A 21,817-nucleotide genomic window follows, 5' to 3' on the forward strand; every position below is an offset into this window, starting at 1 on the left:
TTCTATACCTTAAACCTCGACACCGCACTCAGCAGCTGCGCCGAGCTGAGCTTGATCTCCTCCATCTCCGCTACGATGCTGCCGGACCGCCCGATGATCTGCTCCGCTCCGGCAGCAATGGCTCCCGCTCCTTCTGCCCCCTCATTCGTCGCACTCCCCGTCTCGCTGATTGCAGTAAGCATGCTCTGTATGGAAGCAAGCAGCTCTTCCGAGGTGGCGCTGAAGTCCGTCACCAGCTCCTCGATATACCTGGCATCCTCACTGTACCGCTCTCCGGTCTCCTGCATGGCATCGTAGTCCTTCTTCACCTGGCTGTCCATGAAGCCAAGCATACTCTCCGCAGCCTCCACCAGATTGGACACCGCCTGGACTACCGCCCCTGTCACTCCCTGGATCTCAGTCACCGTCTCACGCGAGTTGTCGGCCAGCTTACGGATCTCCTCTGCCACTACAGCGAACCCCCGGCCCGCTTCCCCGGCCCTTGCCGCCTCAATGGAAGCATTCAGCGATAACAGGTTGGTCTGGGCGGCGATCTCCAGAATGGCGCCCGTAAGCGCGCTGATCTGCGAGATTGATCCCGACTGTTCGATGGCCGTGCGCAGCTTCTCTTCGCTAAGCCCGTACACGGTATCCGCCTGTGTGCGGGATTCCCAGGCTCTCTCCTTCAGCCGCTCCGCCCGTACGTTAATTTCTCCGGCGGCTTCCGCCCCCTCCTGAGCTTTGCGGGCAATCCCGTGGATCGCAGCCTCGATCTGGGTCGTGCTGGCATTCATCTCCTCCATCGAGGCGGCGGTCTGCTGCAAGCCTGCCGACAGCTCCTCCGTAACCCCCGAGATATCGGTGATGCTGCCGTCCAGCACGAATACGTTCTGCTCTGTATTCCCTACCGCGCCCGAGATACTCTGCGAGCTGTGCAGGATCTCTTGAATCAGTAGCTGCTGCGACGCGATCATATCGTTGAAGCCCTCAGCCAGCACCCCGATCTCGCCTCCTGCGGTTACCCTTGCCCTTACCGACAGGTCCCCCGCCTTCGCCTGCCCGAACGCAGCCGTGAGGAGCGGAAACTGCTTCAGGATACTGCCCGAGACCAGATACAGCAGGACAGACAGCACCGCAATCGAAACCATAATGGAGAGGAAGAAAATCAGCTCGAAGCGCTTCAGCTCAAGCTCCGCATGCTTTTGCGGTACGATCAGCGCGACTGACCACTGGTTAGCCACAGCCGGTGAATAGGATACATAGCTGGGCTCGCCATCTATATCTGTCTGGATGACATTCGAGCCCCACTGCAGCATTTTATCGCCGACAGCCTTCCACGATCCACCCAGGTCAGCCATCTTCTTCAGCAGAATATGATCCGGATTGGGATGGTAGATGAACGTCCCTGTCTCATCAATCAGCACGGCATAGCCGCTGCCTTTATAATTAAAAGCGCCCAGCGCAGCTGTAATCTGCTCAATCGAAATATCTGCACTCGCCACGCCGATCAGCTTGCCTGAATCATCAAGCAGCGGTGTGCTGACACTGACGACCATTTTGCCTGACCCCGCATCAATATAAGGATTGGTAATCGTTACACGCTTGTTCGCAGCCGCAGCGGAATACCAGCTTCGCTCCTTCAGCACGTAGTCTGCCGGAGGCTCGAATTCATCCTGGGTAATCACCTTGTTCACCGCATCCAGACCTATGTATACATTGAGCAAATTCTTATTGTTGTTCTTGATCAGGTTCAGCGTCTGGATCAGCTCCGTGTACCCGTCCGTAGTCTTCAGCGTCTGCGCATCCTTCACCCTCAGAATGAAGTCGCGGAGGTAGGCGTTGGCATTGAGCAGTGCCACACTGTCTACAGCAGGCTGCAGCAGGTCGTTGACCTGCACCCCGATCGCCCCTTTCTCATACGTCAGCGAGCTCTTCAGCCCGTCCACGATAAGCTGCTTGGCATTGCTGTAGATCACTACAGACACCGTCATGAAAATAACCACCACAGACAGAATCACTGACAAAAACAGCTTGCCGCGAATCCCCATATTACGGAGTGAGCCGATAAGCCCCCTCTCCCTGACCTTCTTACTCTTTCCCAGTGCCATAGACCCTCCCACCTTCCATGTATAAAGACCCGGGGCTATCCCGGATCTTCTCTGTCTTTTCGACTTATTTCTGCAAAAAAACCCTTTATCCCTGTACCGTTTTCCCATAGGCTGTGAAATAAGTGTGTCCATGTAAGGTATTTTCTCATAATTATCGAGTTAAACCTCTTATTTACCCATATCACTGCTTGTTCATGTCAGGTTATTTGCACAAAAAAGACTCCCTTGTATCTGCTGTATTCAGCAAAGCGCTCTGACATTATTCATCATCGACTTTGCAGTATCGTAGATCCTGTATATCGTCCGTCCGCAATGAATACTTGGCCATCATCGCCCTGTGATGTAATTACGTAGATGTATTGCTCAGGATAGTTGTTAACGCTAACGACCGCCACCAGCACCATCGCCCATTGTGTTCGGTTTTTCGCATACATCGGCATAGGCCTGCGTCCAGTGAAATCAGCGAGGTCACTCCTATTTACTTATCCAAAAAAAACACAGCCCCAAAGGACTGTGTTTGTTATTTCATCTATAGCGTCTATTGCTTCAGCATCCACTTCAGCAGATCAGGCAGGCTCGCCCACAAGCGCGAATGCATAATTACATATTCAATCGCTTCATTGGGATCACCCATACCGACATAATCCGGAAGATTATGCGGCAGCCGCTTCATACCCAGCAGGTAATCCGGCACATGCTTGTTCACTCCGCGGGCTATGCGGTAGAGCATTTTGAGCTGCGAGGTAATGCCGTTCTTCTTGAACTCCAGTACAATCCGGTCATAGGCAAAAGCCGCCGCCGCATCCTCTTCGCCGTAGTTCTTAATGATCCGCTCTGCTTCTTCAAGCTGGTTGCTATACAGATATACAGCAGTCAGCAGATAGCGGGCCCCCGTATTATCATCCTTATTAAGCTCCAGAATATGCTCCAGCATCTCTGTTGCTTCCTCCGCCTTACCGCCGAACCAGCAGGATTCCGCGTAGCTCTGGCAGATCCGGATATAAGGGCGGGTCTCATAGAGCCCCCAGAAGAACCCTTTATGCTTCGTAAAATAAGACTCGCCCAGCTCCCGTCTGCCTGCGGCGATTCCCGCCTTCAGCAGCTCACGGGCGTCCTCCTCATTCTCCGTTTCCTCGGCCAGAATAAGGTAGGCTTCCGGGCTGTCAGGATAGAGCTCCAGCGCCTTCTCCGCCAGCTGGACCCGGCGCTTCGCAGAGGTTGCCTCCATGGCTTGGGCCAGAAGGGTCTGCGCCTTCTCCTGCGGAGTTTCCGCTCCGTTCAGCGCCATCAGATCGTCCGCTTCCCCGGTCATGCCGTATTCCTCGACATAGTTATATATTTCTTTAACCTTGCGGGAGATCGTGGCCGTGGTAATCGCGTATTTGTCCGCCAGCTCCGCCTGCGACAGCATGAAGCCGTACTCCTCGGACAGCAGGTATTCGATCGCCGCACAGAATGAGCCTGTCTTCTTCACGGCCGGCTTGGTCTGGCGGGAGAAGCCGTTCCACAGCAGCAGTGCTTCCAGGATCAGCTCACGGTCATACTGGTCTCTCATGTGCTCGATCAGCTCCAGCGCCAGCTGTTCATGGGCCGGATGCTCCCAGTTCAGCTCCTTCGCCACCATCTTCTTCAGCTTGGGCAGCGTAAGCTTGCCCGCAGCAGGGGCGGCACTTACCGTAACCGGCTGTTCCTCGTGCACGATTACGCCGGGTATGGTTACAGGTGCTTGCGCCGCTGCATCCCCTGCGTTAACCAGCCGCAGCATCGACTGTGCCGCCGCTCTGTCTTTCTCCATGCAGCATTTCTTATATTTGTTCCCGCTTCCACACGGGCATAAGTCATTTCTTCCTACCTTACTCAAAACTAATTCCCCCTTAAATCAGTAACTGTACATCCGCATAAACATCGCTGTTATTGTACTATTATAGCATTCGTTATGGAATTGTTAAAAAAGGCCTTTCCTTAGAAAGGAAAGACCCTTTATCTGTATATATCCGCACATTTTCCCCCGTACGAGTTGTATTATAGCACTTCTCCTACAACTTGTCAGTCCTTTTTTTGGGACTTTTTTCTCAGACCAGTGCCTTCATTGCGATATCACTGCGGTTCTGTTTGCCCGCAAACGTAATATTCTCCGCACGTGCATAGGCCGATGTACGTGCTTCGGCAATGGTTGCGCCCAAGCCTACCACCCCAAGCACGCGGCCGCCGGTAGTCACCCAGCCGCCGTCCCCGCTGCGTGCGGTTCCGGCATGGAAGACCAGCGCAGAGCCGCTGTCATCCAACCCGCTGATCGGCACACCCTTCGGGTAAGGCCCGGGATATCCCTCCGAGGCCAGCACCACGCAGACTGCCGCCTCTTCGCTCCACTCGATCGGAATATCGGCGAGTCTGCCTTCGGTCACAGCCAGGAAGATCTCCAGCAGATCGCTTCGCAGCCGGGGAAGAACCACCTGTGTCTCCGGGTCCCCAAAGCGGGCATTGAACTCAATCGTTTTCGGTCTGCCGTCCGGCGAGATCATCAGTCCTGCGAACAGCACTCCGCTGAAGGGACGGCCCTCAGCCACCATCGCTCTGGCTGTCGGCTCAATAATCGTCTCGACCGCTTCACGGATGATCGCTTCATCGATATGCGGCAGCGGGGAATACGTCCCCATGCCTCCCGTATTAGGTCCTTTATCGCCGTCGAATACAGGCTTATGGTCCTGGGCCGCAGCCATCGGCCGCACCGTTTCGCCATCCACGAACGCCAGAATCGACATTTCCTGCCCGGCAAGGAACTCTTCAATGACGACCTGCGCCCCTGCTTCCCCGAAAACCTTGTCGACCATGATCTCCTGAAGGGCCTGCTCCGCCTCTTCCCGGGAATACGCCACGGTTACCCCTTTGCCTGCGGCCAGGCCGTCCGCCTTGATGACAATCGGCAGTTCTTGGCTCCGCAGATAGGACAAGGCTGTCTCATAATCGCTGAATTTCTCATAAGCGGCTGTCGGAATACTGTATTTATGCAGCAGATCCTTCATGAAGGTCTTACTGCCCTCAATCTCTGCGGCATTCTTCCGCGGGCCGAATACAGGGATATCCTGGGCTTCGAAGGCGTCCACAATGCCTGCAGCGAGCGGATCATCCGGTCCGATGACCACCAGTCCTACCTTCTTCTCCTTGGCAAAAGCGGTCAGCTTATCGAACTCGAAGACGCCGATCGGCACACATTCCGCAAGCTGCGCAATCCCGGCATTGCCGGGGGCGCAGTAGATTTTACCGGCACGGGGACTGCGGGACAAGCTCCAGATGATCGCATGCTCACGTCCGCCGCCTCCGACTACTAAAATATCCATAAGGCTCTGATCCTCCCAGCGTGCTAGTGTTTGAAATGGCGTACGCCGGTGAAGACCATGGCAATGCCGTATTCATTGGCAACCTTAATCGATTCCTCGTCCTTGATCGAGCCTCCCGGCTGAATAACTGCCGTAATTCCCGCCTTCGCAGCCATTTCCAGTGTATCGCCCATCGGGAAGAAGGCATCTGATGCCAGCACAGCACCCTTCGCTTTCTCGCCTGCTTGTTCAATGGCAATCTTGGCCGCACCGACACGGTTCATCTGTCCTGCACCTACACCGACTGTCATATCGTCAGCCGCCAGCACGATGGCGTTGGACTTCACATGCTTCACAACCTTCCAGCCGAACAACAGCTGCTTCAGCTCTTCTTCGGTAGGCTTGCGGTCGGTTACCACTTGCAATTCCTCAGGATTCACAGAGTGTACATCGCTCTCCTGCACCACCATTCCCCCTTCAACGGAGGTGACCACAAAGCTGCTCTTGCGGGATGCAGCGGTGCTGAGGTTGCCCAGCTTAAGCAGGCGGATATTCTTTTTCTTCGTCAGGATCTCCAGCGCTTCGTCTGTGAAGCCTGGGGCCAAGATGATTTCGAGAAAAATATCCTTCAGCAGATTAGCCGTATCCGCATCAATAATCCGGTTGGCTGCCACAATTCCGCCGAAAATGGAGGTAGGGTCCGCATTGTATGCTTTTTGATACGCTTCATAGACGCTTGTGCCCACGCCCACACCGCAAGGATTCATATGCTTCACGGCTACAACCGCAGGCTCTTCGAATTCTTTGACAATCTGGAGCGCTGCGTTCGCGTCATTGATATTGTTGTAGGACAGCTCTTTGCCGTGCAGCTGCTCAGCAGCCGTCAGGGTATCCTGCGCCGCCAGCGGCTTGCGGTAGAACGCAGCCTTCTGATGCGGGTTCTCGCCGTAGCGCAGATCCTGGATTTTCTCATAAGTGACCGTGTAACGCTCCGGCAGCGGTTCACCGGTGACATTCGCCAGATAATCGGCAATCAGGGCATCGTAAGCCGCCGTATGGCGGAAGACTTTGGCCGCAAGACGTTTGCGGGTTGCAAGGGTTGTATCTCCACCGGCGCGTACTTCTTCAAGCACATTCGCATAGTCGGCTGCGTCCACCACCACACTGACAAACGCATGGTTCTTCGCCGCAGAACGCAGCATGGTCGGTCCGCCGATATCGATGTTCTCGATAGCCTCTTCATAAGACACATCCGGCTTGGCAATCGTCTCCGCGAACGGATAGAGATTCACCACGACGAGGTCGATGTAATCAAGGCCAAGCTCATTCATCTGACGCGTATGCTCTTCGTTGTCACGAACGGCCAGGAGGCCGCTGTGTACAGCTGGATGTAGGGTTTTGACGCGTCCATCCATGATCTCAGGGAAGCCGGTAACATCAGAGATGCCAATGACCGGAACGCCTTCCTTCGCCAAAAGTGTGCTGGTGCCGCCTGTGGAGATAATTTCTACGCCTAATGCAGACAACTCGCGGCAAAAATCCACGATGCCCTGTTTGTCCGATACGCTGACCAGCGCTCTCTTGATACTCACTTTGAATAGTCCTCCTCTGGATTCACGCTAGATTATTGGGGTGTAGGTTTTAGTTGGATTTTTGTCATCTAATTTCGGCAGGTAAGCACGTAGCGGGGCAGTAGTTGGAAAATATACACTTAAATAACGCCAGATAAGCTAAACCACTCGATTGGGGTCAGATTAGCTGTACTTTTTCCACTTACGCTCCGCTCACCGCACCTATCAGCCAGATTAGTTGGAGAAAATCCACCTGTTACTGTAGCTTAGCTTATTGGGTTGGGAATACTATAACCTTTAAAAATAGAATTACCTTGTAACTGTGGATGATTGCCGGATGAACACTGGATGATTACAGACACGAATCTTGTAGAATAGGGTGGTAATTCAGGTAATCAGGTGTTCTGGTTGTTTCTGGTGTTTCTGTCCTGCATATATCCTTTTGTGCTTATGCCAGCAAACCTGTATTTTCGCAATTTCAGGCCAAGCCGCCAGATCTTCCGTCAATTACTGCCACTTGTGAAGTATTTCCCGAGAAATATCAGAATCGGCCGGGGTTTGCCAGAAATGTCGGAATTACTCAGTTCAACAGCCGGTACAGGCAGCTATGCAGCAACTTCGCTTAATCGCCAATGGTCGTCATTCTTCCGTTCAATTCTACTTTTCCGGCGGCAAAAGCACTCACTACCTCAGGATACAGCGCGTATTCCACCTGATGGATGCGTGCAGCCAGCGATTCAGCGGTATCTCCAGACTGGACCTCCACGCTGCGCTGGGCGATCACCGGTCCGGTATCCATGCCTCCATCGACAAAATGCACGGTCACGCCCGTCAGCTTCACGCCATACTCCAGCGCCTGCCCGATCGCGTCCTTCCCGGCAAACGCCGGCAGCAGCGAAGGATGAATGTTGATGATCCGTCCGGCATACGGTGCGAGCAGAACAGGGGAGATCAGCCGCATGTAGCCGGCCAGCACCACCAGTCCGATGTTCCGGCGCTGCAATTCAGCTACAATCGCGGCCTCATACTGCTCCCGGCCCGCGAAGTCCTTCGGCCGCAGCAGCAGAGCAGGAATGCCTGCCTCCTCTGCCCGCTGTGCTACAGGCGCTTCCGGCTTGTCCGAGACCAGCAGCTCTATGCTGCCTCCGCCCAACCTGCCCTCCCGCTGTGCCTGGACCAGTGCAGCGAAATTGCTGCCTGTTCCGGAGGCAAAGACAGCGATTCGGCTCCACTCCATCAGACTTCAGCTCCCGTAAAGGTAACGATGCGCTCTCCTTCAGTAACCGTGCCGATCCGGTAAGCCTCTTCCCCGCTCGCCTTAAGCAGCTCCAGCGCACGCTCTCCGTCCGCTTCCGCCACGACCAGCACCAGCCCCACGCCCATATTGAACGTTGTGAACATGTCGCGGTTGCTTACCTGCCCCTTGCTCTGCATCAGGCTGAAGACCGGCTGAATCGGCCAGGAGCCATAGTTAATCTCTACATTCACATTCTCCGGCAATACGCGCGGAATATTCTCGATGAACCCGCCGCCGGTAATATGGGCCATACCCTTGACCGGAAGCTGTTCGAGCAGAGCGAGCAGCGGCTTCACGTAGATCCGGGTTGGGGCCAGCAGAACATCCGCCAGCGGCGCTCCCAGCTCCGGCACAACCTCATCTAAGCCGTAACCGTCTTCCTCCAGCAGCAGCTTGCGCACCAGCGAGAAGCCGTTGCTGTGAATCCCGCTCGAAGCCAGTCCGATCACTGTGTCTCCTGGAGCAATGTCTGCTCCGGTTACCAGCTTCGCCTTATCGGCCACACCGACGGTGAATCCGGCGATATCATACTCGCCTGCCGCATACATGCCCGGCATCTCGGCGGTCTCGCCGCCGATCAGCGCGCAGCCCGCCTGATGGCAGCCTTCGGCGATCCCGGAGACAATGGCTTCAATCTTCTCCGGCACGACCTTATCGCAGGCCAGATAATCTAGGAAGAACAGCGGCTCAGCGCCCTGTACCACGATGTCATTCACGCACATGGCGACCGCATCGATACCAATCGTGTCGTGGCGGTCAGCCGCGAACGCGATCTTCAGCTTCGTGCCCACACCGTCTGTTCCCGATACGAGAACCGGCTCTTCGTACTTGTCCTTATTCAGGCCGAACAGGGCGCCGAAGCCGCCCAGCTCCGTCATCACTTCCGGACGGTATGTGCGCTTCACATGCTTCTTCATGCGTTCTACTGCTTCATTGCCAGCCGCAATATCTACTCCGGCTTTCTTGTACGCTTCTGACACTTTTGGACACCTCATTTAAGTTAGTTTAGAGCGCGTGTTCGGGGCGGCAGGGATTTGGTTCGGTTGGTGGTTATATTCGTCATTCCGAGGAACATTTGGACTTCCGGCCGCTGTTATATTTGGATTTCCTTGATTTGAACCGCTGATCGCGGTAGAAATCCAAATATAAAGGCGAACGCTATCGCTCCTACAGTTCCAAATTTCCTCTCCATGACTCCCACCACCGGGTTTTCAAACCCATACCGCAAGCCGAAATTTTGCGCCTTGCACAGCGGCAAGGGGTCGGCGTTGTGGGCGAAGCCCAGCGCCTCCTTAGGCAACCGCTCCCCCGACTTTGCGATAGCAAACAGGACGGGGGCGGGAGCTAGGCCCGCACGGGGCGAAGCCGTGCGGTCTCTAGGGCGACAGAACCTCCGGATTTGCGCAGCAAACAGGACGGGTTCTGCAGGCCTTGCCGCACGGAGCGAAGCCGTGCGTTCCTTAAGGCGACAGAACCTCCGATTTTGCGACAGCAAACAGGGCTGGTTCTGGGGCACTTCCTCGCACGGGGCGAAGCCGTGCGTTCCCAAGGGCGACAGAACCTCCGATTTTGCGCAGCAAACAGGACAGATTCTGGAGCCAGAGGGCCCGGCGGACCGCAGGCCGCCGGGGGTGCAGCGCCGTGAAGCGTGTCCCGGCCGTGCGCAGCACACAGGGACAAAGCGGGCACCCGCACCCACGCCCACTTAGCAAGTTTAGAGCAGACTCAGGCCGCCAAACTTTCGGGTGGCCGGAGGGCAGCGCCCTCCGGGGTCCCCCTTCGCAAGGGGGATTTAGGGGGATGGGCACCAGATGTTAACAGCTGCATCCGTCCTTCTCTTCCCCGCCGAAATCCACCTGCGTCGGGTAATCATTGTCGAAGCAGGACAGGCAGAGGCCGCCTTTGTAGTCGTCACTATTATAGCCGCCGATGGACTGGATCAGTCCGTCAGGGGAGAGGAACGCCAGGGAATCGGCGTTGATCTCCTTGCACATCTCGGCGATGGTCTTGTAAGAAGCGATTAGCTCGCGGCGGTCCGGGGTATCGATGCCATAGAAGCATGGATTCTTGAACGGCGGCGAGGTAATCCGCACGTGGACCTCTACGGCTCCGGCTTCGCGCAGCAGGTTGACGATCCGGCGCGAGGTCGTGCCGCGCACGATGGAATCGTCGATCATCACTACGCGCTGGCCCTCGACGACGCGGCGCACAGCGCTCAGCTTCATCTTCACGCCCTGCTCACGCAGCTCCTGGCTGGGCTGGATGAACGTGCGGCCGGTATACTTGTTCTTGATCAGCCCCAGCTCGTACGGGATGCCCGTCTGCTCGGCATAGCCGATGGCGGCGGAGATACTGGAATCCGGCACGCCGGTGACAATATCCGCATCCACGAAGGCTTCGAGCGCCATACGGCTACCCATGCGCTTGCGCGCGGAGTGCAGGTTGGAGCCGTTCAGATCACTGTCCGGGCGGGCGAAGTAGATGTACTCCATCGCGCACAGCGCTTTGCGCTTAGGCTCGGCGAAGCGTTCTTCACGGAAGCCGTTCTGGTCCAGCACCAACAGTTCACCCGGTTCAATATCACGCACCAGCTGGGCACCGATTACTTCAAGCGCACACGACTCGGAAGCGAAGACATAGGCTTCGCCCAGACGGCCCATCACAAGCGGACGGAGTCCGTGGGTGTCTGATGCGACAATCAGCTTGTCATTGGTCATCAAGAGGAAGGCGAAGCCGCCGACCAGCTGCGACAAGGCATCCTTCGTCGCTTCGACAAAATCCTTCTGTGAACGCGCAATCAGATGCGCCAGCACCTCGGTATCACTGGTCGTCTGGAAGATCGAGCCGCCCTGCTCCAGCTGCTTGCGGATCAGCGGTTCGTTAACGATATTGCCGTTCGTGGCAATCGCCAGATCGCCGTCACGGTATTTGAAGACCAGCGGCTGCGCATTGGTCAGCCGGCTGTCTCCGCTGGTGGAGTAACGCACATGGCCGATGGACATGTCTCCCACCAGCGAAGCAATCTTGTCTTTGTCGAAGACTTCCTTCACCAGGCCCATGCCGCGGTGATAGTTGAAGTCGCGTCCATCCGCCACGCAGATGCCCGCGCTCTCTTCCCCGCGATGCTGCAGAGCATGCAGGCCGTAGTAGGACATGGAAGCGGCTTCCGGGTGTCCGAAGACCCCGAAGACGCCGCATTCCTCTTTTAATGTGTCAAAAATATCTCCCGAGCCCGTTCCTTCGTTGTAAAAGTCGCCGGTCCACAGGATAGGGGCTTCCTGCTTGTTCCCGGTCTTTATTTCATAAGACATGGAATAGCATCCTCCCAAATGGTCTTGAGTTCAGTAACGGCTTCATCCAGTGCAGCCGCGCCGTCCAGCGCCACACGCAGGCGGTCCCCGCCAACGGTTCCAATGATCTCAACAGGTACGCCATAAGCGGCAACTGCAGCCTTCAGCTCTTCTGCACGGTCAGGTGCCGAAGTCAGGAGGATACGGGACTGGCTCTCGCTGAACAGTGCTACATCCTGGCGAAGTCCGCCGGCAGACAGCTCGATATTCGCACCGATGCTGCCGCTGATGCAGCTCTCTGCGAGTGCACCAGCCAAGCCGCCCTCAGACAGATCATGCGCCGAGCGGACCAGACCGCTGCGGATCGCAGCGAGCACAGCATCCAGCAGCTTACGTTCAGTTGCCAGATCAAGTGCTGGGGGACGGCCTTCGGTCAAGCCGTGAACAGCATATTGGAATTCACTGCCGCCAAGCTCTGCCTTCGTAACACCCAGCAGTAGTACAGCATCGCCTTCCTGCTTGAAGGCCTGGGTTGTAATGTGATCAGTATCTTCAATGAGACCGACCATGCCGACAACCGGTGTCGGGTAGATGGACCCAGAGGCATTCTCGTTATACAGGCTGACATTCCCGCCGATCACCGGCGTATCCAGCACCCGGCAGGCTTCCGCCATACCGTCTACCGCCCGTTCCATCTGCCAGAAGATCTCCGGCTTCTCCGGGCTTCCGAAGTTCAGGTTGTCCGTAATCGCCAGCGGCTGGGCACCAGAGCAGACGATGTTGCGCGCCGCTTCGCTGACAGCAATCCGTCCGCCCACTTCTGGGTCCAGATAGACATAACGGCCGTTGCAGTCAGTCGTCATCGCCAGGCCTTTGCGTGTACCGTGGATAGTTACTACAGCCGCATCGGAACCCGGACGAACAGCCGTACTGGTGCGGACCATGTAATCGTATTGGTTGTATACCCAAGCCTTGCTGGCTACAGTAGGTGAGCCCAATACTGTACGCAGCGCGCCGCCCAGATCGGTTACTTCTTCATAACGCAGTGTATCAATCGCTGCATTCTCCTCGTAGTAAGCAGGCACCGCAGACGGTTTGTTATAGATCGGACATTCATCTACCAGCGCCTTCACCGGCATATCGCCGACCACTTCGCCGTGATGGAACAGCTTCAGGCGGCCGTCATCCGTAACCTTGCCGACCTTGCGGCAAATAACGCCCCAGCGATCGAAGATTTCCTGGGCCTGGGTCTCATCCTTAGGCTCCACCACGAACAGCATCCGCTCCTGGGATTCCGAGAGCATCATTTCATACGGGGTCATCCCGTCTTCACGCTGCGGCACCTGATCCAGATACAGTTCCAGACCGTTGCCTGCCTTGCTTGCCATTTCCGCGCTGGAGCAGGTCAGTCCAGCTGCTCCCATATCCTGAATGCCGAGGACGATGCCGCTGTCGATCAGCTCCAGACAGGATTCCATCACCAGCTTCTCCATGAACGGATCGCCGACCTGAACTGCTGTCTTCTTGGCTTCAGATTCTTCACTCAGCTCCACAGAGGCGAAGGTCGCACCATGAATGCCGTCACGGCCAGTAGGCGGACCTACGTAGAACACGGGGTTACCTACCCCTTTGGCGACACCGCGCTGGATTTTATCATGATCAATCAGACCGACACACATTGCATTCACCAGCGGATTGCCGTCATAGCTGTTGTCGAACATAATTTCCCCGCCGACAGTAGGGATGCCGATACAGTTGCCGTAGCCTGCGATCCCGGACACAACATGCTCGAACAGATATTTGACCCGGTCGCTCTCAAGCTTCCCGAACCGCAGGGAGTTCAGCAGCGCCACCGGTCTTGCACCCATGGAGAAAATATCGCGGATAATCCCGCCCACCCCGGTCGCCGCGCCCTGATAAGGCTCTACCGCCGACGGATGGTTGTGGCTTTCGATTTTGAAGACAACGGCCTGGTTATCACCAATGTCCACGATGCCCGCGCCTTCGCCCGGTCCCATCAGCACCTTAGGCCCGCTTGTCGGGAAGCGGCTCAGCAGCGGCTTGGAGTTCTTATATGCACAGTGCTCAGACCACATGACGCTGAACACACCGATTTCTGTATAGTTGGGTTTACGTCCCATGAAGGAGGTAATGAGCTCATATTCGCTGTCTGATACACCGAACTGACTGTAGATTTTCTGCTCCGCGATCTGCTCTGCGGTCGGCTCCTTAGCGGATACTTGCTGCGTCATAACGATCCCTCCATGTCTTGAGAATGGATGTGAACATCCGTTTGCCGTCTTCCGAGCCCAGCAGGCTATTCGCTGCACGCTCCGGGTGAGGCATCATGCCGACTACATTGCCCGCCCTATTACTGACTCCGGCAATATCGGCCACCGAACCGTTCGGGTTGTCACTGTAGGTAAAAACGATCTGATTATTCGCGTGCAGCTCTGCGAGCGTCTCTTCATCACAATAATAATTGCCTTCGCCATGCGCGATCGGAATGACGATCTCTTCATCCTTCGCATAGTCAATAGTAAACGGGGTTGTGTTATTAACGACCTTAAGCACTGTGTCATGACAACGGAACTTCATCGACATGTTGCGGCGCAGCGCGCCCGGCAGAAGACCTGCTTCGGTCAGAATCTGGAACCCGTTGCAGATACCAAGCACGAACTTGCCCTGCTCTGCCGCCTTAGCCACTTCAGCCATTACTGGAGCGAACCGGGAGATTGCGCCGCAGCGCAGATAGTCACCATAAGAGAAGCCGCCAGGCACGAGAATGCAGTCATACGCCGACAGGTCTGTCGCTGTATGCCATACATAATCTACTGGTTCGCCGAGGCTGTCTTCTACTGCCTTGTAGCAGTCAATGTCACAATTGGAGCCTGGAAAGACAAGTACCGCAAATTTCATGACGTTTAGTCCTCCAATTCGTAGCGGTAATCCTCGATCACCGTGTTGGCCAGCAGCTTCTCGCACATTTCCTTCAGGCGTCCTTCCGCTTCTGCGCGGTTATCGGTATCGAGGGTCAGCTCCATATATTTGCCGATACGCAGACTTTCAACTTCCTGGAATCCAACGGAATGCAGCGCCCCTTGCACGGCTACACCTTGGGGATCGAGCACGCTTTTCTTGATGGTGACGTAGACTGTCGCTTTTAACATACGCTTGTAGTTCCTCCTAGAGTTTAATGAACTGAATTAGGCTTAATGGCAGCTTGCTTAACTGCATAATGTACAACTATATTCTCAATATTCCCGGCAAAATAACTGTAGAGAATGCAATTAAAGTAACTCTACAACGACTTTCCAGTGAGGCGGTGATAGATATCCAGGTACCGGCGCGACGTCTCTTCGACCACCTCAGGCGGCAACGGGTCCGGCTTACTGTTTTTGTCCCAGGAGGAGGCTGACAGGTAGGTGCGAACCGGCTCCTTATCCATGCTGTCGATCTCAATATCCAGTGCGTACTTGTCCTTGGCCCAGAAGCGGGAAGCATCCGGTGTGAAAATCTCGTCGATCAGAATCACCTTGCCGTCCAGCAGCCCGAACTCGAACTTGCAATCTGCCAGGATGATGCCGCGATCGTTACAATATTCTCTGGCAAAAGCGAACAGCTTCAGGCTCTTCTCCTTCAGCTCAAGTGCAAGCTCTGCACCAATCAGCTCCTGCATCTGTTCAAAAGGGATATCCTCATCATGGCCGACATCATTCTTGGCTGCCGGTGTGAAAATCGGTTCGGCCAGCACTGCATTCTTGTGCAGTCCCTTAGGAAGCTCGATTCCGTTCACCTTGCCGGTCTCCTGATACTGCCGCCAGCCGCCGCCTGTAATGCAGCCGCGCACGACACATTCGATATCAATCCGCTGGGCTTTACGGACGACCATGATGCGGTTCTTCAACGCTTCACGGTCCTTTACAATATCCCCTAGCTTGTCCACCTCGATATGCACCACATGGTTCTCGATCAGCTCCTTGGTCTCTCCGAACCAGAAGGCGCTGAGCCGGTTGAGCACGTTGCCTTTGTCCGGCACCGCCGGGTCCAGCACGTAATCGAATGCGGAGATCCGGTCTGTCACAACGATCAGCACCTCATCACCCAAATCGTACAGCTCACGAACCTTGCCTTTGTAGAGCAGCGGCGCATTTATTAGTTCCACGGCAGTGGATACGGCCGATGATGTCATGACCTTTCCTCCCTTGAACAAATGATCTTGCTATAATTTCTCCTTCGGGTTAATAGGGTCACTTCAGAAATTTTGGACTTCCGATCGCTGTTATCCTCAGATTTCCTGATTTGAACCGCTATTTGCGGTTGAAATCCGAGGATAAAGGCGAACGCTGACGCTTCTCCAGTTCCAAAATCCCCTCCGCTCCTCCTTTAACCCCAATATCTAAATTCTCTCAAGCTCATCAGTTCACCACTGACTTACCTTTTTTAAAAATTTAAATGAGCTCTAGCTTGCGGAAGATGGTGTCCACATGCTTCAGATGCCAGGAAGGATTGAACGCATCCTCGATCTCTTCTGCGCTAAGCACGGCCGTGATCTCCGGGGTTGCTTCCACGATGTCACGGAACTGGATCTGCTCCTCCCAGGCCTGCATCGCACGCGGCTGCACAGTGTCGTACGCCTGCTCGCGGCTGAAGCCCTTGTCGATCAGCTTCGTCAGAATACGGCCGGAGAACGGAACGCCGAAGGTACGGTTCATGTTGCGCTTCATATTCTCAGGGAATACGGTCAGGTTCTTCACGATATTGCCGAAGCGGTTCAGCATATAGTTCAGCAGCATGGTCGCATCCGGCAGGATAATCCGTTCCACGGAGGAATGCGAGATATCGCGTTCGTGCCACAGCGGCACGTTCTCGTAAGCTGTCATCATATGGCCGCGGATCACGCGCGACAGGCCGGAGATGTTCTCGCAGCCGATCGGATTACGCTTGTGCGGCATGGCGGACGAACCCTTTTGACCCTTGGCAAAAGCCTCCTCTACCTCGCGGATCTCACTCTTCTGCAAAGCGCGGATCTCGGTAGCGAACTTGTCGAGGGAAGTGGCAACCAGTGCCAGCGCCGCCATATACTCTGCATGACGGTCACGCTGTAAGGTCTGGGTGGAGATTGGTGCCGGGCTGGTGCCCAGCTTGCGGCAGACGAATTCTTCCACGAACGGGTCGATATTGGCATAGGTGCCGACCGCCCCGGAGATTTTGCCGAATTGTACGCCGCTGGCGGCATGACGGAAGCGCTCCAGGTTGCGCTTCATTTCCTCATACCACAGCGCCATCTTCAGGCCGAATGTTGTTGGCTCTGCATGTACGCCATGGGTACGGCCCATCATCGGGGTATCCTTGTAGGCGATGGCTTTGTCTTTTAGAATCTCAATGAAACGGATAATATCCTGCTCCAGAATCTCGTTGGCCTGACGCAGCAGGTAACCCAGCGCCGTATCGACCACATCTGTCGAGGTTAGTCCGTAATGCACCCATTTGCGCTCTGCGCCAAGACTCTCGGATACTGCACGGGTAAAAGCAATCACATCATGGCGCGTCTCCAGTTCAATCTCATCAATCCGCGCGATGTCGAATTTGGCATCCTTGCGCAGCTTCGCGGCATCCTCATGCGGGATCACTCCCAGCTCGGCCCACGCCTCACAGGCGCAAATCTCAACCTCCAGCCACGCGTTGAATTTATTCTCTTCGGTCCAAATGGCCCGCATCTCAGGTCTGCTGTAACGTTCAATCATAGCTTGTCAGTTCCTCCAAAGGTTAGTTTGCTCTACCCAGGACAATCCGTCGCCGGTATCCTTGCAGAGCAGGTTGATATGGCCCATTTTACGGCCGGTTTTGCTCTCGGTCTTACCATATATATGAAGCTTGGGCGATATCCCAAGCCGGGTTGCCTCTTCATTCGCACGGCAGGCTGCCTGAACGGCTCCGTCCAGATGCTCGCCGAGTACATTCACCATCACCACAGGAGTCAGCAGCTTCGTATCGCCCAGGGGCAGATTGCAGATCGCCCGCACATGCTGCTCGAACTGCGAGGTCACGCAGGCATCCATCGTGTAATGGCCGGAGTTATGCGGACGCGGTGCCAGCTCATTGACGAACAGCTCTCCATCCTCCGTCACGAACATCTCAACCGCCAGCAGCCCGACCGCCTTCATGCCGGAGACAATCCGCTCGGCCAGCTCGCAGGCCCGCCGCTGAATCTCCTCCGGCACCCGCGCAGGGACAATCGAGAGATGCAGGATATTCTCCACATGAATGTTCTCGGCAGGCGGGAAGCTCTTAACCTCCCCCGAGGCACTCCGGGCGGCGATGACCGAAATCTCACATTTGAAGGTGATGAATTTCTCCAGCACCAGCTCCGGCACCTGCGCCCCGGGCGCGACTTGCCGGAACGCTGCGGCCAGCTCTTCCGGTCTGCGGATCACGGCTTGTCCCTTGCCGTCATATCCTCCTGTGGCTGTCTTCAGCACACAGGGCAGGCCCAGCTCGGCAGCCGCCGCTTCCAGCTCCGCCAGGCTGCCGACCTTGCGGTACGGGGCAACGGGCACGCCGGCCGCCTCGATCGCCGCCTTCTCGCGCAGCCGGTGCTGCGTCGTATACAGCAGCGCGCTGCCCTGCGGCACGTACGATTCCTCCGTCAGCAGCGCGGCTACGCCCGCGTCCACATTCTCGAACTCGTACGTGATGACGTCGGAGCGCCGCGCCAGCTCGCGCGCGGCGTCCCGGTCATTGTACGCCGCAGTGATCTGCGGCGTCACCTGCCCGCACGGCGCATCCTTTGCCGGGTCCAGCGCCACGAAGCGGTAGCCCATGGCGCTGCCGGACAACGCCATCATGCGCCCGAGCTGCCCGCCGCCGAGCACGCCGATCGTTGCGCCGGGCAGCAGCGTCCGCGGCGGCTGCGCCCCGGTCTCTTCCCGCTCTGCCCCAGCCCCGGCATCTATCGTTCTGCCTTCAGCCTTTATCGCCCGCTCCGCCCCGGCACCTTCAGCTTCGCCTGCAGCCTTTACCGCCCGTTCCACCTCAGCACCGCCCGCTTCGCCTTCAACCTCAGCCCGCTCCGCGCCACCCTCCAGCCGTCCGGCCTTCAGCTCCTCCAGGCTCATAGACTCTCGCTGCTTTCCAGCACCTCTTGCTGAGTCGCCTCGCGCCGCAGCTGCACCCGCTGCGCTACCTCCGGCTCGAAGGCGCCGATGATCTGCGCCGCCAGCAGTCCCGCATTGATAGCTCCGGCGCGTCCGATCGCTACCGTCGCTACCGGGATGCCCGCAGGCATCTGCACAATAGACAGCAGCGAATCCATGCCGTTCAAAGCCTTCGACTGTACGGGGACCCCGATAACAGGCAGTGTGGTCTTCGCAGCCACCATACCTGGCAGATGCGCCGCGCCGCCCGCTCCGGCGATAATGACCCGCAGGCCGCGCTCCGCCGCCTCCTCGGCATAACGGAACATCAGATCCGGTGTGCGGTGTGCGGAGACAACCTTTTTCTCATAAGCTATGCCTAGCTCCTCCAACACCTCACAGGTATGCTCCATCGTTTCATAGTCCGATTTGCTGCCCATAATGACACCTACTTGCACAGACATCGTTCACCCAGCCTTCCATTTCCGTTATAGAGATTTCTCTGATTTCAGTGTGTCCCGTTTCCTGCCAATTCCCGCATGAACCGTGAAAAATAGCCCGGACTCCAGACGCATTCTGCTGCGGGTGGACCCGGACTACTAAGGAATCAGGTGATAACCGCCCGGCAGCTGCATACTCCCCGTCTCTACAGGCAGGAGAATGCAGGAACACCGCCCCGGGCTGCGGGGAGGCTATCTGCTGTCGTTCCAGTTATCCTATTTCCTCGTAGTCCGGCAATTTACGGTTACCGGGTAGAAACTTCCGGGCCTTATCCCCGGTTTTATACGAGCTCTTCATAGATTCAGTTTAACAACGCCCTACACATCATGTCAACTTAAACACGAACATTGTCATATCATGTCTGTAAAATGTTCGCTTTTGGGCTAAATTGAAAATCTTACTCCCGCTAATTCGCCCATCTTCGTATTAAAAAAAGGGGAACGCCTCAGCGTCCCTCTACTAAAGTTCCTATTATTTAACAACCAGCACCGGAATGCGCGCACTTTGCACCACATTATGGCTGACGCTGCCCAGAACGAATTCCCGGATACCGCCCAACCCCCGGCTGCCGATGACGATTACATCTGCACCCTGCTCCTTGGCATAATTCAGAATAATTTCCGCAGGCGATCCCTGCAGCAATTCTACCGTAGCATTCAGACCTTCGGCTTCCAGCCGGCTTTTCACCTCATCCGTAGTCTGGACCGCGAGGTCATAATAATCCTTGTTCACCGATGCCGGCAGAGGCGCGAGCGCTTCCCCGATGAAGAACCGCGGGAATTCAAATGCGTGTACGACGTACAGGGAGGACCCCGGAGTTACCTTAGCCAGCTCAATCGCCCGTTCCAGAGCCTGATTCGAAGCCTTTGAACCGTCATAGGCAAGCAGAATTTTAGAGAATAACATATACGCCACCTCTTTCTATTATTTACATCATTACCAAGCCTGCAAAGGTCTTACCTCAAAAAATATCCATACAGTACCATATTCAGCAGCAGCAGCAGCGGAATTCCGAGTCTGAAGGAAGTATGCCTTGTCTTGTGGCGTTTGCGGTACATGGCAATCAGCACACCCAGCGCCCCGCCCATGAACGCCAGCAGGAACAGTGTCTTCTCCGGCACCCGATCCCGTCTTTTCCGGGCCTTGTTCTTGTCTTCCGACATCACTACATACCCGATAATGTTGATCAGCGCGAACCACAGCAATACAACCTTGACCATCCTTCCGGCCCCTCCTCCTAGCATCCTATCTGCTCTCTATTATATTACCCAATCCGGCAAAACACCAATAACCTCACATCACCGGCCCTGCAACCGCCGCTCTTTCTTGCTCTGCTTGCCTGCGAATCCGGCCTCCCTGATCCAGAACCAGGACAGCACCGCCGCAAGCACCGCCGCAATAGCGCCCAGCCAGAAGCCTCCGCGCAGACCGTACGCCGCACTCATCCATCCCGCTACAAAAGGACCGCCGGACATGCCGATCGCATACACCGCCTGATAGAACCCCATCGCTGTCGCCCGCTTGAACGGAGCTACCCCGGAGACGGATTTACCCAGCAGCAGCGGGAAGATCAGGCCTTGCATGAACCCGTTTCCGATCTGTGTGGCACATAAGGCGGCAAGCGTTGGCATCGAAGGAATGAGCAGCGTGAACACCGCACTTCCGGCAAAACCGAGCATCAGCGTCCCCCGGTCCCCCAGCCACCGGCCGAACAGGCGCGCTCCATAGAGGGTCGCTACCGCATGAGGCAGCATAAAAGCCAGCGTCAGCCAGCCGAGACTCCCCTTGCTCGCGCCAATATAGAGCGCCTGGTTCGGCGTGTAGCCGAACATTGTAATGAACAGCACACAATGGGCCAGCACCGATAACAGTGATACTTTTACCAGCAGCGGCTCCTTCACGACACCGGCCAGATCCTTGAGCTTAATCGCCGTGCGCTTCTCCAGCTGTTGCTCCGGAAGACGGACGACCAGCAGCATCGCGGCCACCGCCACAATCCCACCGATGATGAACGGGGTATTCCAGCCGAAGTGGTCTACGATATAGCCGCTGATCATCATGCTGGTTAACTGGGCAATCACCGTGGTGAACTGGAGCATACCCATAGCCCTGCCCGCCTCTTCTTTCGGAAAATACCCCGCGAACATCACCGAGTACACGACCCACGCCGATGCTGCTATCCCCGAAACCGCCCGCGCCGCCAGCGCCCAGCCCGGATGTGCCCCTGCCAGGAACAGCAGACAGCTCGCTCCGCTTGCGATCAGCCCCAGATAAATGAACGGCCGCCGCCGGTTAAGCACATCTGAACCCATCCCTATCGGCAGCCGGAACAGAATCTGCATCAGGCCGTAAATCCCCAGCACCGCTCCCACCATGACATAAGAAGCTCCCAGATGCTCCACATACGGCGAGAGCACCGGAACATAGATATAAGAAGAGAACCAGAACATAAAGACGATCACCAGAAAATACAACCGGCTGCTCCCCTTCGTACCCGGGGCCTCTGCCGCTTTCGTCACACCCGCTAAACCTTCAGCCGCCGCCACTTCTCCACCTGCCCCACTCTATTTACCGGAGCCCTAACGCCTGACCCCGTATCAATCTTCTACAGTAAAGCA

Annotated in this window: 17 protein-coding genes and 1 riboswitch; all 17 genes read right to left on the bottom strand. The window is 56.2% G+C overall.

Annotation, left to right across the window (positions count from 1 at the left end):
- Positions 1-2: 2 nt before the first annotated feature.
- On the bottom strand, positions 3-2,087 hold the full coding sequence (locus C173_RS26925; protein ID WP_036730926.1) for a methyl-accepting chemotaxis protein: 2,085 nt from the start codon (positions 2,085-2,087) through the stop codon (positions 3-5).
- Between the two features lie 538 nt (positions 2,088-2,625).
- Positions 2,626-3,948 (bottom strand): SEC-C metal-binding domain-containing protein, encoded by a 1,323-nt coding sequence (locus C173_RS26930; RefSeq protein ID WP_036730928.1) that lies wholly within the window; start codon positions 3,946-3,948, stop codon positions 2,626-2,628.
- Positions 3,949-4,159: 211 nt separating this feature from the next.
- Positions 4,160-5,425 carry a phosphoribosylamine--glycine ligase gene (purD, locus tag C173_RS26935; protein ID WP_036730930.1) on the bottom strand — a complete coding sequence of 422 codons (1,266 nt, stop codon included), beginning with the start codon at positions 5,423-5,425 and terminating at the stop codon, positions 4,160-4,162.
- A gap of 23 nt (positions 5,426-5,448) precedes the next feature.
- Positions 5,449-6,996: a bifunctional phosphoribosylaminoimidazolecarboxamide formyltransferase/IMP cyclohydrolase gene (gene purH, locus C173_RS26940; RefSeq protein ID WP_036730931.1), complete on the bottom strand. Its 1,548-nt coding sequence runs from the start codon at positions 6,994-6,996 to the stop codon at positions 5,449-5,451.
- Between the two features lie 601 nt (positions 6,997-7,597).
- Complete coding sequence (gene purN, locus C173_RS26945; RefSeq protein WP_036730933.1) at positions 7,598-8,212, bottom strand: phosphoribosylglycinamide formyltransferase; 615 nt, start codon at positions 8,210-8,212, stop codon at positions 7,598-7,600.
- Positions 8,212-9,252 carry a phosphoribosylformylglycinamidine cyclo-ligase gene (gene purM, locus C173_RS26950; RefSeq protein WP_036730936.1) on the bottom strand — a complete coding sequence of 347 codons (1,041 nt, stop codon included), beginning with the start codon at positions 9,250-9,252 and terminating at the stop codon, positions 8,212-8,214. The genes purN and purM overlap by 1 nt, the downstream gene beginning before the upstream one ends.
- Before the next feature lie 834 nt (positions 9,253-10,086).
- Entirely contained in the window at positions 10,087-11,583 is a 1,497-nt protein-coding gene (gene purF / locus C173_RS26960) for an amidophosphoribosyltransferase (protein ID WP_036730940.1), read from the bottom strand.
- Positions 11,568-13,814 carry a phosphoribosylformylglycinamidine synthase subunit PurL gene (gene purL, locus C173_RS26965; RefSeq protein ID WP_036730942.1) on the bottom strand — a complete coding sequence of 749 codons (2,247 nt, stop codon included), beginning with the start codon at positions 13,812-13,814 and terminating at the stop codon, positions 11,568-11,570. The genes purF and purL overlap by 16 nt, the downstream gene beginning before the upstream one ends.
- Positions 13,792-14,481 (bottom strand): phosphoribosylformylglycinamidine synthase subunit PurQ, encoded by a 690-nt coding sequence (gene purQ, locus C173_RS26970; protein WP_036730944.1) that lies wholly within the window; start codon positions 14,479-14,481, stop codon positions 13,792-13,794. Before purQ ends, purL begins: the two co-directional genes overlap by 23 nt.
- 5 nt (positions 14,482-14,486) lie before the next feature.
- Positions 14,487-14,732, bottom strand: a complete 246-nt coding sequence (purS, locus tag C173_RS26975; RefSeq protein ID WP_019913657.1) for a phosphoribosylformylglycinamidine synthase subunit PurS — start codon at positions 14,730-14,732, stop codon at positions 14,487-14,489.
- 131 nt (positions 14,733-14,863) lie between these two features.
- Positions 14,864-15,754, bottom strand: a complete 891-nt coding sequence (locus tag C173_RS26980) for a phosphoribosylaminoimidazolesuccinocarboxamide synthase (protein WP_036730946.1) — start codon at positions 15,752-15,754, stop codon at positions 14,864-14,866.
- Between the two features lie 259 nt (positions 15,755-16,013).
- Positions 16,014-17,309, bottom strand: a complete 1,296-nt coding sequence (gene purB, locus C173_RS26985) for an adenylosuccinate lyase (protein WP_036730948.1) — start codon at positions 17,307-17,309, stop codon at positions 16,014-16,016.
- Positions 17,310-17,315: 6 nt separating this feature from the next.
- The gene (purK, locus tag C173_RS26990; RefSeq protein ID WP_235192038.1) at positions 17,316-18,680 is read right to left on the bottom strand and encodes a 5-(carboxyamino)imidazole ribonucleotide synthase; all 1,365 of its coding nucleotides are present in this window, start codon (positions 18,678-18,680) and stop codon (positions 17,316-17,318) included.
- Positions 18,677-19,162, bottom strand: coding sequence for a 5-(carboxyamino)imidazole ribonucleotide mutase (purE, locus tag C173_RS26995; protein ID WP_036730950.1), 486 nt, complete (start codon positions 19,160-19,162; stop codon positions 18,677-18,679). Before purE ends, purK begins: the two co-directional genes overlap by 4 nt.
- Before the next feature lie 243 nt (positions 19,163-19,405).
- A riboswitch (purine riboswitch) is annotated at positions 19,406-19,507 on the bottom strand.
- A 163-nt stretch (positions 19,508-19,670) separates the two neighbouring features.
- Positions 19,671-20,105 (bottom strand): universal stress protein, encoded by a 435-nt coding sequence (locus tag C173_RS27000; protein WP_036730952.1) that lies wholly within the window; start codon positions 20,103-20,105, stop codon positions 19,671-19,673.
- Positions 20,106-20,155: 50 nt separating this feature from the next.
- A complete protein-coding gene (locus C173_RS27005) occupies positions 20,156-20,419 on the bottom strand; it encodes a DUF1294 domain-containing protein (RefSeq protein ID WP_036693313.1) in 264 nt (87 codons plus the stop codon).
- Positions 20,420-20,497: 78 nt separating this feature from the next.
- On the bottom strand, positions 20,498-21,718 hold the full coding sequence (locus C173_RS27010) for an MFS transporter (RefSeq protein ID WP_235192039.1): 1,221 nt from the start codon (positions 21,716-21,718) through the stop codon (positions 20,498-20,500).
- Positions 21,719-21,817: the final 99 nt, after the last annotated feature.

The organism is Paenibacillus sp. FSL R7-277, from assembly GCF_000517965.1.
In the GTDB taxonomy this organism is placed as follows: domain Bacteria; phylum Bacillota; class Bacilli; order Paenibacillales; family Paenibacillaceae; genus Paenibacillus_AQ; species Paenibacillus_AQ silagei.